This window comes from Buchnera aphidicola (Pemphigus obesinymphae), from assembly GCF_026122815.1.
In the GTDB taxonomy this organism is placed as follows: domain Bacteria; phylum Pseudomonadota; class Gammaproteobacteria; order Enterobacterales; family Enterobacteriaceae; genus Buchnera_C; species Buchnera_C aphidicola_BJ.
Map to the genome: position 1 here is coordinate 30831 of NZ_JAIWQW010000004.1, position 15607 is coordinate 46437.

The following is a 15607-nucleotide window of genomic DNA, read 5'->3' on the forward strand; positions in this document are numbered from 1 at the left end:
GTTTTCAAGGACATCCTGAAGCAAATCCTGGACCTCAAGATCCCATAACTTTATTTGATCACTTCATAAAATTAATTAAAAATAATATGAATTATAATAATATTTCAGGAATAAAATTCTAATGCCAAAACAAAAAGATATAAAATCTGTTTTAATTCTAGGAGCTGGACCAATTGTTATCGGACAAGCGTGTGAATTCGACTACTCAGGAGTTCAAGCTTGTAAAGCGCTTAAAGAAGAAGGATTGAAAATTATTTTAGTTAACTCTAACCCAGCAACAATTATGACAGATCCAGAAATAGCTGATGCCACGTATATCGAACCTATTCATTGGAGAACTATTGAAAAAATAATAGAAAAAGAAAAACCTGATGCATTGTTACCTACTATGGGAGGACAAATTGCTTTAAATTGTGTTTTAGAATTAGAAGAAAAAGGAATTTTATCGAAATTCAATATCAAAATAATAGGAGCAACCATTAACGCAATTAAAAAAGCAGAAAATCGTTATTTATTCGAAAAATCAATGAAAAAACTGAATTTAGAAACCCCTAAATCAGGAATAGCACATAACGTAAAAGAAGCTTTAAAAATCGTAAAAAAAATAAAATTTCCATGCATTATTCGCCCTTCTTTTACTATGGGAGGAAGTGGAGGGGGAATCGCATATAATCATGAAGAATTCCAAGAAATATGTGAAAGAGGTTTTGAATTATCACCTATTCAAGAACTATTAATTGATGAATCATTAATCGGATGGAAAGAATATGAAATGGAAGTTGTCAGAGATAAAAATGATAATTGTATCATAGTATGTTCTATTGAAAACTTAGATCCGATGGGTATTCATACCGGAGATTCTATTACTGTTGCTCCTGCACAAACACTTACTGACAAAGAATATCAAATAATGAGAAATGCATCAATAAATATTTTACGAGAAATTGGTGTAGAAACAGGAGGATCTAATGTTCAATTTGCCGTTAATCCTAAAAATGGTAAAATGATTGTTATTGAAATGAATCCCAGAGTATCTCGATCATCAGCATTGGCTTCTAAAGCAACAGGATTTCCAATAGCGAAAATTGCTGCTAAACTGTCAATTGGATATACCCTTGATGAGTTAAAAAATGATATTACCGGAATTAATACCCCTGCTTCATTTGAACCGACTATAGATTACATAGTAACCAAAATTCCTAGATTTAATTTTGAAAAATTTTCTGGATGTAACGACAGATTAACGACTCAAATGAAATCTGTTGGTGAAGTAATGGCAATTGGCCGTACTTTTCAAGAATCAATACAAAAAGCAATCAGAGGATTAGAAATAGGTTCTAATGGTTTTGAATCTAAAATAAAAGAAAAAAACAAAAAGTCATATACCAAAATTACATATGAATTAAAAGAAGCAGGTGCAGAACGAATTTGGTATATTGCTGACGCTTTTAGAACAGGTATGTCTATAGAATATGTGTACAATTTAACATTGATCGATAAATGGTTTTTAACACAAATTCAAGAAATCATAGATTTAGAGAAAAAAATAGAAAACAAAGGTATAAAGGGATTGAATTATCCTTTTTTAAAATTATTAAAACAAAAAGGATTTTCTGATGCTCGAATTGCAACATTACTAAAGATAAAAGAAAAAAAAGTAAGAAAAATTCGTTATCAACTTAATTTACATCCAGTATACAAAAGAATTGACAGTTGTGCCGCAGAATTTTCTACCGAAACAGCATACTTATATTCTACTTGGGAAGAAGAATGTGAATCAAATCCGACTAAAAAAAATAACAAAGTGATAATTTTAGGAGGAGGACCTAATAGAATAGGACAGGGTATCGAATTTGATTATTGTTGTGTCCACGCCGCTTTAGCTTTACGAGAAGATGGTTTCGAAACAATTATGATTAATTGCAATCCAGAAACGGTATCTACCGATTATGATATTTCTGATCGTTTATACTTTGAACCCCTTACTCTTGAAAATATTTTAGAAATAGTAAAAATAGAAAAACCTTATGGCGTAATTGTACAATACGGAGGTCAAACTCCATTAAAACTAGCCAATGAATTTGCAATAGAAGGAGTACCAATAATAGGAACAACGCCATATTCTATAGATCAAGCAGAAAACAGATACAATTTCCAAAAAATTGTATCAAAATTAAATTTAAAACAACCTTTAAATGCAACAGTAATCAATTTAAAAGAAGCCAAAATAAAATCTAAAGAAATTGGATTTCCCATTATGGTAAGACCTTCCTATGTGTTAGGTGGAAGAGAAATGGAAATTTGTTATAATGTTAAAACTCTTGAAAAATACTTTGAAAATAAATTAAAAAACAAATCACCAATTTTCCTTGACCACTATTTAGAAAATGCTATAGAAGTAGATGTCGATGCTATTTGTGATGGAGAAAATGTATTAATTGGTGGAATTATGCAACACATAGAACAAGCAGGAGTACATTCTGGAGATTCAGCTTGCTCTTTACCTGCTTATACATTGAAATTAAATATACAAAATAAAATTAGAAAACAAGTAAAAAAACTTGCTATTGAACTATCGGTAAAAGGACTCATGAACGTACAATTTGCTATACAAAACAAAGAAATATATGTCATTGAAGTCAATCCAAGAGCTTCCAGAAGTGTACCTTTTGTATCTAAAGCAACAGGAATACCATTAGCAAAAATTGCAGCAAGAGTTATGTGTGGGAAAAACTTACAAAAACAAAAATACATTAAAGAAATTATACCACCTTACTATTCGATCAAAGAAGTGGTTTTACCATTCAATAAATTTCCAGGAGTTAACCCTATCCTTGGTCCAGAAATGAGATCTACAGGAGAAGTTATGGGTATAGGAAAAAATTTTGCAGAAGCATTTGCTAAAGCAATGCTTGGAGCTCAAATAGATATTAAAAAATCAGGCAGAGTATTAATATCTGTTAAAGAAAAAGATCAAAAAAATATTATAAATTTAGCAATAAAATTAAAAAAAATAGGTTTTAAATTAGATTCTACTTTAGAAACGAACCTATCCTTAAAAAAAGCCGGAATTTACTCCAGATTAGTTAACAAAGTACACGAAGGTCGGCCGCACATACAAGATCGTTTAAAAAATAGAGAATATGTATACATAATAAATACCATAGATTCCTATCAATCTATCGATCAAAATGAATTAATTTGCAAAAGTGCTCTCCAATATAAAGTACATTATGACACTACATTAAACGGTGCTTTTGCCACTGTAATGGCAATGTCTAAAAATCCAATAAAAAATATTTTTTCCTTACAAGAGATTCATAAAAAAATTTCATATTGTAATTAATATGTTTCCTTATATGCTAAATCAATATGTCGTTTGGTAATACAAATTAATTAATATAAAAATATTTCGTAATTTTTAAAATACATTATATTAAAATATTATCATAAAAATATAATATGAGGATATATTAAAAAATTAAAATCATAAAAACACCGTGTTAAAAAAAAATAAATTTGGGCTAATTCTGTTTATATAGCAATAAAATTAGCTCAATATAAAAAAATAAAAATAATTAAAAAAAACGTTTTTATAGTGAAAAAATATAAAAAATAAATAAAAACATATTATTTGTTCATAGAACAAGACTGCGAAAAAAAAGTTTTATTTTCTAAGCATATCATACTTAATTTATTACCCCAACAACAACCCGTATCTAAACCAAAAATATTATTTGGTAAATTTTTACCTGACAAAGAAGACCAATGACCAAAAAAAATAGAATACTCTTTGGATATATTATTTTTAATAGAGAACCATGGTTGTAATGGCAATGTAGAATAAGATGGAGACTGTTTACAAACCATATTTAAATTTCCGTTAGGAAAAAGATAACGCATACGAGTAAACGCATTAACAATGAACCGTAAACTATTATATTCTATACTATCTTCTACAATATCATGAGCATTATTTTCATATAATAAACCTAAAAAATTAAGGTAATCTTTACCAGACAAAATTGATTCAACTTTTCTAGCATTACCCACTAATGTTTTTATATTCCATTTAGGATAAATTCCTGCATGAGACATAATAATTTTTTTTTCTTCATTTATCTGTAATAACGGCTGCTTACGCAACCAAGAAATTAAAATTTCAGCATCTTTATATTTAAAAATATCAGTAATACCATCTTCTATCTTATTATCATTAATTCCATAATAAACCGATAATAAATATAAATCATGATTACCTAAAACTATCTTAGCTTTTTCTCCAAGAGAAAATAAAAAACATAATACATCTAAAGATTTAGAACCTCGGCACACTAAATCACCCGTACACCAAAGAGTATCTTTGACTGGATTAAATGATACTTGACGTAATAATAATTTTAATTGATCATAACAACCATGTATATCACCTACGAGATATGTACTCATTTTAAAATCCAATTTTGTTAAATATTATCAAATATTTAATTCATTTTTAACTATAATCAAAATTATTTCATAATTAGATAATAAGCTAACTGGAAATATTGAGATACCCTTATATTTTCCGCTCTCAACATAGGATTAACTCCTAATTTTATCAACGTTTTTACATGAAAAAATTTAGATAAACTATGACGTAATATTTTTCTTCGCTGTCCAAATGCCGCATTAGTAATCATTTCTAATACTTTTATATCTTCAATTAATACCGGGAATGTAAGATTAGGTATTAATCTAATAAACATAGAATTTACTTTCGGAACAGGTGAAAAAGAATTTGGAAATACTTGTAATAAAGGAATTATATTACAATAATATTGCGCTATAACACTTAAACGACCGTAACATTTAGTTCCTGGAGAAGCTGATAATCGATTAGCCACTTCTTTTTGCAACATAAAATGCATATCTTTAATGACACTACAAAAATTAAAAAGATATAAAATTAACCGAACAGAAATATTATATGGTAAATTTCCAAAAATACGTATATTTTTATTTTCTTTATTAAAAATATCTAAAAAATTATAAAACAACGCATTTTTTTTTAAAATTTTTAATTTTTTAGAAAAAGGGGAATTAAATAAAAAATTAACTAAATCAGAATCTAATTCAATTACGTACAGTTTTTCTAAAAACGTACATATTGGTTTCGTTAACGCACCTAAACCAGGTCCTATTTCTAAAATATTATCCTGTAATCTGGGATCAATATAATTAACTATTTTATTAATTATCTTATTTTCTATAAGAAAATGTTGACCTAATTTTTTATTAGGCATGTGTCTTGTAAAAATTTTTTTTTGATTTATAGACATAGTCAATAAAAGAATGCAAATTCTAAATTTACCAATTTATTTAAAATTTATATATTAAAAAAATTATTTTTTAATATATATAAAAATATCAATTAAATATAATTAATATTATCAATTGATACATGTATTTATTGTAATGTTTTAAAAATTTATAATTAATTTATAAAAATTGCATTATTCACTAAATTTATTTTTAAATAAAAAGTATTACATAAAAAAACACATGATACTTTTTGTATCGATTTTGTATAAATAACTTTTATATGTTAAATATAATAAAATCTTTATTTTATGACAATTAATAAAATTAATGAAATACATAATATCAAATATTGTGCATTTCTATCAAGAAAAATTATAAAAATATATACAATATATATTATCACAAATTTATTTTTATATAATAAAGTATGGTTTATTTCTTAAATATAATTATAATTTTGATATATTTTATTTGATAATTTATAATATATATCCATACAATTCATATTTTTATACTTAAATAAATAAAATTTTAAAAATAAGAATATTACCTAATTTAAAAAAATTATTTTTTAAATAAAGTTAAAATAATTAATACTAATTTATAAGAAATAAAATCTATGGAAGCTTGGTCAACATATATAATTTCGCAATCTTTTTCTTATTTATATATTATAGTATTTGCAGTATCTTTTTTAGAATCTTTAACATTAGTTGGATTATTTCTACCAGGTATTGTATTAATGGCCGGTTTAGGAACATTAATAGGACACGGATCTTTGAACTTCTATTCTTCCTGGATAATTGGAATTATGGGTTGTTTACTTGGAGACTGGATTTCTTATTATATCGGATGGCGATTCAAAAACTGGTTACATAATTTGTATTTATTAAAAAAACATCGATCTGTCTTAAAAAAAATTAAAAACGCTTTGTATAAACATAATATAATTACCATCTTAATAGGCCGCTTTATTGGTCCCACTAGACCATTAGTTCCAATGGTTTGTGGCATGTTAAAACTGCCATTAAAAAAATTCATTTTACCTAGTATCCTAGGATGCTTACTTTGGCCACCAATATATTTTTTCCCAGGAATATTAGCAGGTATGGCAATTAACACTCCTTTTAATCAAATTAATAATAATTTTAAATGGTGTGTATTATCTGTTTTATCTATCGTTTGGAGTACGTTATGGTTAACATGGAGATGGTGGAAATGTAAAAAATACGGTTATTTAACATTTTCTTTATCTGAAAAAAAAATAAAATATTTAACTGTGATAAGTTTTTTAATCAGTATGATTAGTCTAATTTCTATACAATTTCATCCTGAAATGAAAATTTTAAAAAAAACTTTAGAATTAACATTCCTACAAGAATAAAACGTATATCATTAGAAATAAAATTTTTTTATGTCATTTTATTACATTGACACCTCGGCACAAAATAGTATTAACCCTTACTAAAGATTAATACTGTAGCGTACTAATCAGTTCACTATGTGCCGACGTATTATCGGTATAATGGAATTACATGTAAAAATTAAATATATAAAAAATCAATATGCAATAATTTAGGTTTAAACGCATGCCTTTGCACAGATTTTATTTTTACCAAAAATTTTATGTTGTCTAATGACAAATGAAAATTAATTTTATAAAAATCAGATTTTAATTGCATATTAAAAACACTATCATGATCTAATTCAATGGGAATATTCGTTTTTTTATTACCGTAAAGAACACCTGGTAATTTATTATTTGATCGTAAATAGCGACTAGCACTTTTTCCTGTTTTTTTTCTTTTCTTTACATAAATAATAAACATAATTAGTTCTCATAAAATGAATAAAAATATACTTAAAAATAAAAAATATTTAATATTATCATTAATTCTAATAATTAAATTTTAATTTTAAATTAAATAAAATTAAAACATTTTTATTCGTTGAAATAAATAAACTTATTTATAAAAATTGACATAAATATTAATATTATTACATGTTAATAGATTTACTGATTAGATTTTAACCACGCAATTTCTTTGAACCAAATATCAGAATTAATTGTTTCTAAAATAATAGGAATGTTATCAAAACGATTATCTTTCATCATCCAAATAAAAGTCTCATACCCTATATATCCTTTACCTAAACTATGATGACGGTCAACACGACTGTTAAAATGACTTTTAGAATCATTTATATGAATTCCTTTTAAATAATTAAAACCGACAATTCTATCAAATATTTTAAAAGTATGATTATATAAATCCTTAGTACGCAAATCATAACCTGATGAAAATAAATGACAAGTATCTAAACATACTCCAATTCTAGATTTATCTTCAATTCTATTGATAATACCAGCTAAATGTTCAAAACAATAACCAACATTAGAACCTTGACCAGCTGTATTTTCTATTACAAGAGTGACATCTTGAGTTTTGCTCAAAGACCAATTGATAGAATTGGCTATTCTTTCTAAACAAGCATCTTCTGTAATTTTATATAAATGACTACCAGGATGAAAATTAATTAATTTTAATCCCAAATCATAGCATCTAACAATTTCATCTACAAATGCATATCTGGATTTTTTTAATAAATCAACATCAGGATGACCTAAATTAATTAAATAACTACCATGTGGTAAAATTTGATATGGTCGATAATTAAATTTATTACATGCTGTCTTAAAATCAGAAATTATTCTATCACTTAAAGGAATTGATTTCCATTGTCTTTGATTTTTCGTAAAAAATGAAAAAGCAGTGGCTTTTAATTGATATGCACGCAATACCGACATATTTAATCCACCAGCAATACTTACATGAGCACCAATATATTTCATATATAACCGATTTTTAAAATAAATATTAATATATTTAATTATGTGTTAAAATGAAGAAGATATTTATTTATTATAAAAGATAATTTTTTTCTATTACAATATAAAATATTTATAAATAGTCACATTTAACAAAATTTTATACTAATAAAAATTTTTTTATTAAAAATAAATTTAAATATATTTTTAAGATAAACATTTTAAACGTAGCAGATATTATATTTTCTATTAAATAAAATTAAATTATGATCAAATATTTTTAATAAAATTAAAAACTAACTAAATCGATAGGTATATAAATAAAGCACTTTAATTCAGAAAATTCTTTATAATCATTTCATTTTTCTTTTTTTAAATCAAATTATCATTCCTTTATTTTTTATAAAAACCATTATAATGGTTTTCCATTTAATAAAATTAGTAAAAATTTTTTATTTTAAAAATTAATATATTTAATATTACAAAAAATAATTTTAAAATCAATATAACTAACTAATTTATAAAAATTATAAATCTATTCCAAAATATATTACCTATAAGAATATATTAATACTCAATGTTTGGATTAACATGAAAAATATAATTAATAATAAAACCTTTCATAATGTTATTTGTATTCTACAAACTTACTGGTTAAAAAATGGCTGTACAATTATACAACCATTAGATTTACCAGTTGGTGCAGGAACTTTCCATAATAAAACTTTTTTCGGTAGTATTGGTACTGAACATTTTAGTTTTGCATATGTACAACCATCTAGAAGACCTACTGATGGACGTTACGGAGAAAATCCGAATCGTTTACAACATTATTATCAATTCCAAGTGGCTATTAAACCAGCTCCAAATAATATTCAAGAAATGTATTTAGATTCATTAAACACACTACAAATAGATTCAAAAATTCATGATATACGTTTTGTTGAAGATAATTGGGAAAATCCTACACTAGGAGCATCAGGTATCGGTTGGGAAATTTGGTTGAATGGTATGGAAATCTCACAATTTACTTACTTTCAAAAAGTAGGAGGTATTGAATGCAATCCTATTACAGTAGAAATAACTTACGGTCTTGAAAGAATCAATATGCATATCCAAAACAAAAAAAACGTTTATGAAATTTTATGGAATGATAAACCGAAAACATTAACATACGGTGACCTTTTTTTTAAAAACGAAAAAGAACAATCTCTTTACAATTTTAAATATGCTACTCTTGATTTACTATACCAATTATTTGAACAATACTCCAAAGAATCTTTAAAATTAATAGAAAAAGATCCTGTACTGATATTTCCATCTTACGAAAACATATTACAAGCCATACACATTTTTAATATACTTGATGCTAGAAAAGCATTATCAATCACTGAAAGAAAAAAATACATATTACACATACGTAAAATCACTAATGCTATTGCAAAAATGTATTATAATTTAAACAAATAAAACTATCTCATTTAAAATTAAGGTGTAATAAAATGAAAAAAACATTATTAGTAGAGATAGGTACTGAAGAACTGCCGGCGAAAGAATTACGTAATCTTAGTTTGTCTTTTTCTAAAAACATTATTCATGAATTAGATTTACATAAAATTAAATATGGAAATATAATTTCATATGCTACTCCAAGACGTTTAGCTTTAAAAATTGAAAATATAAATCCTTTTTATACTAAAAAATCAATAAAAAAAAAAGGACCTTCTATTTCTTATGCTTTTGATCATAATAACCTACCAACTAATAGTGCTTTATGTTGGGCAAAATCATGTGGAATTGATCTTAAAGAAGCAAAAAGAATGAAAAACAATAAAGGAGAATGGTTATATTATGAAACTAATGTAAAAAAAGAAAATGTTGATATCATTTTCCCAAAAATAATTTTTACATCAATTAAAAAAATGAATACGTATACCCTTATGAAATGGAACAATAATAAATTTAAATTTTCTCGTCCTGTAAGAAACATCAGCGTTTTGCTTGATAATAAAATTGTTCCTGTAAATATATTTGATGTACATTCAGATCGAATATTAAGAAATCATATTTCTTTCAAAAATCCTAAAATAATAATTAAAAACGCTAATGAATACCCAGATATTTTGTTTAAACATTCACAAATTATTGCTCACTTTAATAGTAGAAAAGCAAAAATAAAAAAAGATGCAGAATTTGTAGTTAAAAAAATTAATGGTAATTTATATTATCCTGATATTTTATTAAATGAAATCACTGCTTTAGTGGAATCTCCAACAGTATTAATTGGTACATTTGATAAAAAATTTCTGACATTACCACATGAAATACTAATACATATTATGACTAATAATCAAAAATATTTTCCCGTTTATGATACAAATAAAAAATTAATTCCATATTTTATTTTTGTAACAAATGTTCAATCATGTGATTTAAAATATGTTATTACCGGTAATGAAAACGTATTACATGCCCGATTCACAGATGCTAAATTCTTTTTTAAAAATGATCAACTAAAAAAAATAGAAGAATATTTACCATCTTTAAAAAATATATTATTTCAAAAAAAATTAGGTTCATTATATGAAAAAACAAATCGAATTAAATCATTAATTACATGGATAGCACCATTAATTAATGCCAATTTAAAATATGCAATACGAGCTGCAATATTATCTAAATGCGATTTAAATACCAATATGGTTTTCGAATTTCCAGAAATTCAAGGAATTGTAGGCATGTATTATGCAATAAATAATGAAGAGAATAAAGAAGTAGCAATAGCTATAAAGGAACATTACCAACCTAAATTTTCTGGAGATCAACTACCATCAAATCTTATTTCTTGCGCTTTAGCCATTGCCGATAAAATCGATACTTTGTCAGGTATATTTGGAATAGCTGAATATCCTAAAGGAGATAAAGATCCTTATGCTCTAAAACGTACAGCTACAGGAATAGTACGTATTATTATTTCTAAAAAAATAAAAATTGATTTAAAAAAATTACTAATAAAATCAACAAATTTATATAAAAAAATAATTGATAAAAAATTAACTATTAATCTTGTATTGCAATTTATATTAGAAAGATGTTATTCTTTTTATCATTTACAAGGTTATAATATAGATATCGTTCAATCTGTTTTATCATGTAAATTAACTCAATTGGTAGATATAGATGCACGTATAAAAGCAATTTCATATTTTAAAAAATTAAATACTTATCGACCACTAGTTTTAGCCAATAAAAGAATTTGCAAGATTTTAAAAAAAAGCGAAAAAAAAACTTATGAAAATATAAATTTCAATTTAACAAAAGAAAAATCAGAAATAATACTTCTAAAAAAGATTGAAAATTTAAATATTATTTTACCTGATTTATTATTAAAAAAAAGATATAAAGAAGCACTTTTAAATTTATCCAATCTAATTGATCCTATAGAATCATTTTTTAATTCGGTTATTATCAATCACAAAAATCCTGAAATAAAAATTAATAGATTAACTATTTTATATGAAATAAAAAAAATATTTTTAAATATTGCTGATTTTTCCTATTTAAATGATTATTAAATAATAAAATTATATGTAATATATATAAAATTTTTTTCATTAAAAACTTTTATTTTTAATAGATTTTAATAAAAAATAAATCATATATTGTTAATATGATTTATTAACATTAACAATATATGTTGGCATTATAAAAAATATTTATATATATAAAATATATGTATAATTTTATTAAATTATTAGTTTTTAATATGAATTAAAATCTAAATATTTTTTTTTATATAAAAGTACATCTTTGTGATTATATCTTCAGATCAAAAATAAATCCATATTCCATTTTAAAATATAAAAATTACTTTAATTAAAAATATTTGATGATTTTTTTATGTAAAAAAACTATTTTTTATAGAATGAATATTCTTTTTATTTAATTCGATTAAAAAATTTTCTGCAAATTGATCAAACTTATTTTGTTTTATAAAAAACGCAATTCTTTCATATAATTTTGATAATAATATGAATTATGAATTGTATTCAAACGGGAACTTAATATTTTATTGCAACGATCTAGATGATGTAAATAAGCACAACTATAATTTTGATATGTATAACAAATACATTTTTTCTTTAATATTGATAAATTATTTTTGTATTATTTATTACGAATTTTTACTATTCCATTACTAAAAAAAAACCATTGCTTGAATTACGAGTAGGTAAAACACAATCGAACATATCTACACCTCGGCGTACAGCTTCAATCAAATCGATAAATTTCCCAACACGCATTAAATATCTAAGTTTATGAGTTGGTAATTTACTTTAAATATGTTCTAATAAAAGATACATCTTTTTTTTATATTCACCAACTACAAAACTTCCTAAAACGTAACCATCAAAAACAATATTAATCAATTTTTTAATAGGATCATTCCCCAATTTTTTATATACAGATTTTTGAACAATACTAAATAATGTATTTTCATTTTTTTTAAAAATTAAAATATTTACGACACTTTATAACCCATCTTAAAGATGTTTTCATAGCATCTTTTGCTTTTTCTAAATTAACAGGATAAGATACACATTCATCCATACACATTACTATATCAGATCTGAGATCATATTATACATCCATTGGTATTTCTGAAGTAAGAAAAATGTTACTGCCATCAATAGGATGACGAAAAAATACCATTCTCTTCTATTTTTCGCATAAAAGCCAAACTAAATACTTGAAAACCTCCAAAATATCTTAAAATAGGACCTTTAAAGTACATAAAATCTTGTAAATCGTCATGAGATCTTATAATTTGTTGACCTAGTCTTAAAAATAAATGAAAAGCATTACCTAATATAATTTTCGTCCCAGTATCTTTTAATTCTTTAGAAATTATACCTTTAACTATCCCGTAAGTACCAAATGGAATAAATACTGGTGTTTGTATAATTCTTCAATCAAAAACTAATAAAGCCAATCTAGCTAAATTATCTTGTTTTAGAATAAAAAAATCATTCTCTTCTTATATTTTTTATAAATGTTATCTAAAATAATTAACTAAAAAAATATTCATGTATCTAACACATATCTAAATACCAATAATTTTAATTTAATAGAAAATTAGTTCTAAAAAATTTTTACAATAAATTATACATAAAATATACTGTAAATTTATATATTAAGTAATTTTAATAACATTACTAAAATTTAGTATTCATAAAAATCGTGTTAAAATAAAAAAAACACGTATTTATATATACATATATAATTAATATGAAAAATTTTCTATCTTTTCAATATAAGAAAAGTACATAATGTATCTTCTAAATACATTTTTAATCAAAAGTTTAAAATAAAATTATTTGAAATAATATCTGAATAAAAGTTTAAATAAAACCGGATCCTTTTAAATCAGAAAATTAAACACTTATTTCCAAAATATAAATTTACATAATCATAATTAAATATGTTTTTTATTAACTAGCTATTATCACGTTCTTATTCACATAATAATAAATAAAAATCATTAATATTTATTATGTAATAATCAATATCTTATTATTAATCGATTATATATAAAAATGTTTAAAACTATTATTTTTATAATAATAAAATCAATTTAAAAAATAAAAATGTTTAATTAAAATAATTTTAAAATACATATAAAAAATTAAATTAAATTTTAAAAAGTAAAAAATATTATTTTAAACTGATAGTATTTTTATTTTATGTTTTAATTGTTTTCCAGGTTTAAATGTTACAACACGTCTGGATGTAATTTTAATGTTTTCTCCTGTCCTAGGATTGCGCCCTGGACGTTCTTTTTTATATTTTAAATTAAAATTACCAAATCCCGATAATTTAACTTTTTCACCATATTCTAAAGCATATCCAACTTCTTTAAAAAAATATTCTACAATGTTTTTGGCATCACGTTTTTTTATTTTTAAATTTTCAAATAAATAATTCGATATTTTAGCTTTAGTCAATACCATACGTTTAATTCCTTATTACAGCTTTAAATTTTTTTTTCAATTCTAATACACAGCGATTAATTACTAATTGAATATCATGATCTTCTAACGTTTTAATATTATCTCCAAAAACAAAACGTATTCCTAAACTTTTTTCCCCGATTGGTATATTATCACCTTGATATAAATCAAAAATGTATACTTCTTTTATCTTTTCTAAATCGATATTTTTACATAAATTAATAATATCACCAGCAAGAACATCATCTGATACCGAAATAGAAATATCTCGTTTACTATTCGGAAAACAAGATATATTTTTTATCTTTAAAATGTTTTCTTGAAAAATATCATTGAATAATATTTCAAACAATAAAACACCAGAACTTAATTTAAAATTAAGCGCTAGATAAGGATGTAATACACCTATATGACCAATCAATTTCCCAAAAAAATAAATAGAAGCACTTTTCCCTGGATGTAAACAAGACAAAGACGATTTTCTAAAATCTATGTTTTTTAATTTTCCATCAATTTCTAATATAGACTCTACAACACCTTTCATATCATAAAAATCAATGATTTTATCTGTACCATCCCAATGTTTATTATTATAAATATAACCTTGCGCTATACCTGATAAATAAATATTTTGTCTCACCCCCATGTCCTCTTTCTTATCTTCTATAAAACATAAACCACTTTCAAATAAACAAATATGTTCTGTTTGGCGACATTGATTATAAGATAATGCTGTTAATAATCCTGGCCATAAAGATACTCTCATAGAAGACATTTCTCGAGAAATAGGATTAGATAAAAATAACTTTTTTTTATCAGGAAATAACAAATTTTGTGTATTTGGATCCACAAAACTATAAGTTATAATTTCATAAAATCCTTTACATAAAAGAAGATACTTAATATCTTTTAATTTCTTTTCTGCATAGTTCACAATGTTCACTTGCATATTACTACGATAAGAAATCACAGGAATCTTATCGTATCCATAAATACGAATTATTTCTGCTATTACATCTTCTTCTATTATTATATCAAAACGCCAAGATGGAGGTATAATTTCCCAATATTTAAAATCTTTTGTTACTTGGAAACCAAGCGATCTTAAAATATTCAATATTTTATCATCTTCTATAAAAATACCAAGAACTCGATTTATAGTGTTCCTATGTAATTTTATAATATTTTTTTTACTAATATTAGAATTATCTGTTTTATTAACTAATGGCCCAACATCACCACCGGCAATATTCGTAATTAAATTAGTTGCATATTCTATAGCGTATTCTTGAAGATTAAAATCAACACCGTATTCATAACAATTAGTTATATAATTTTTTTCTCCAAGATGAATTTTTTTTTTATTTTTTGAAAGATTATTAAAAAAAATAGATCCAATTAATAAATTTTTGGTCTTCTTAGTTACCATAGCAACATCAGTATTGATATTGGCACCTATCGA

The 15607-nt window shown here is 23.9% G+C and carries 10 protein-coding genes and 1 pseudogene; 4 read left to right on the plus strand and 7 right to left on the minus strand.

Features of this window, described 5'->3' with window-relative positions; all coding sequences use genetic code 11:
• Positions 1-121 precede the first annotated feature (121 nt).
• Positions 122-3346 (plus strand): carbamoyl-phosphate synthase large subunit, encoded by a 3225-nt coding sequence (carB, locus tag LDP10_RS01285; protein WP_265196938.1) that lies wholly within the window; start codon positions 122-124, stop codon positions 3344-3346.
• 284 nt (positions 3347-3630) lie between these two features.
• On the opposite strand, the gene LDP10_RS01290 is transcribed toward carB, so the two are convergent.
• Both LDP10_RS01290 and rsmA read right to left on the minus strand, forming a co-directional pair.
• A complete protein-coding gene (locus tag LDP10_RS01290; protein WP_265196939.1) occupies positions 3631-4449 on the minus strand; it encodes a symmetrical bis(5'-nucleosyl)-tetraphosphatase in 819 nt (272 codons plus the stop codon).
• A 62-nt stretch (positions 4450-4511) separates the two neighbouring features.
• Positions 4512-5285, minus strand: a complete 774-nt coding sequence (rsmA, locus tag LDP10_RS01295) for a 16S rRNA (adenine(1518)-N(6)/adenine(1519)-N(6))-dimethyltransferase RsmA (protein ID WP_265196940.1) — start codon at positions 5283-5285, stop codon at positions 4512-4514.
• Positions 5286-5923: 638 nt separating this feature from the next.
• On the opposite strand from rsmA, the gene LDP10_RS01300 reads away from it, so the two are divergent.
• Positions 5924-6688, plus strand: coding sequence for a DedA family protein (locus LDP10_RS01300; protein WP_265196941.1), 765 nt, complete (start codon positions 5924-5926; stop codon positions 6686-6688).
• A gap of 160 nt (positions 6689-6848) precedes the next feature.
• Here the strand turns inward: LDP10_RS01300 and rplY are convergent, their stop codons facing one another.
• Positions 6849-7133, minus strand: a complete 285-nt coding sequence (gene rplY / locus LDP10_RS01305) for a 50S ribosomal protein L25 (protein WP_265196942.1) — start codon at positions 7131-7133, stop codon at positions 6849-6851.
• Between the two features lie 185 nt (positions 7134-7318).
• Positions 7319-8158 carry a deoxyribonuclease IV gene (gene nfo, locus LDP10_RS01310; protein ID WP_265196943.1) on the minus strand — a complete coding sequence of 280 codons (840 nt, stop codon included), beginning with the start codon at positions 8156-8158 and terminating at the stop codon, positions 7319-7321.
• A gap of 567 nt (positions 8159-8725) precedes the next feature.
• Between nfo and glyQ the strand changes: the two genes are divergently transcribed.
• Both glyQ and glyS read left to right on the plus strand, forming a co-directional pair.
• Positions 8726-9604 carry a glycine--tRNA ligase subunit alpha gene (gene glyQ, locus LDP10_RS01315; protein ID WP_265196944.1) on the plus strand — a complete coding sequence of 293 codons (879 nt, stop codon included), beginning with the start codon at positions 8726-8728 and terminating at the stop codon, positions 9602-9604.
• A gap of 32 nt (positions 9605-9636) precedes the next feature.
• Positions 9637-11709: a glycine--tRNA ligase subunit beta gene (gene glyS, locus LDP10_RS01320; RefSeq protein ID WP_265196945.1), complete on the plus strand. Its 2073-nt coding sequence runs from the start codon at positions 9637-9639 to the stop codon at positions 11707-11709.
• 323 nt (positions 11710-12032) lie between these two features.
• On the opposite strand, the pseudogene tgt reads toward glyS, so the two are convergent.
• The 3 genes and pseudogenes from tgt to LDP10_RS01335 all read right to left on the minus strand — a co-directional run.
• Positions 12033-13154, minus strand: a pseudogene (gene tgt / locus LDP10_RS01325) (tRNA guanosine(34) transglycosylase Tgt).
• 700 nt (positions 13155-13854) lie between these two features.
• Positions 13855-14145, minus strand: coding sequence for an integration host factor subunit alpha (locus tag LDP10_RS01330; RefSeq protein WP_265196946.1), 291 nt, complete (start codon positions 14143-14145; stop codon positions 13855-13857).
• 4 nt (positions 14146-14149) lie between these two features.
• Positions 14150-15607 (minus strand): phenylalanine--tRNA ligase subunit beta (locus LDP10_RS01335; protein ID WP_265196947.1); only part of this gene is annotated, 1458 nt, incomplete at its 5' end.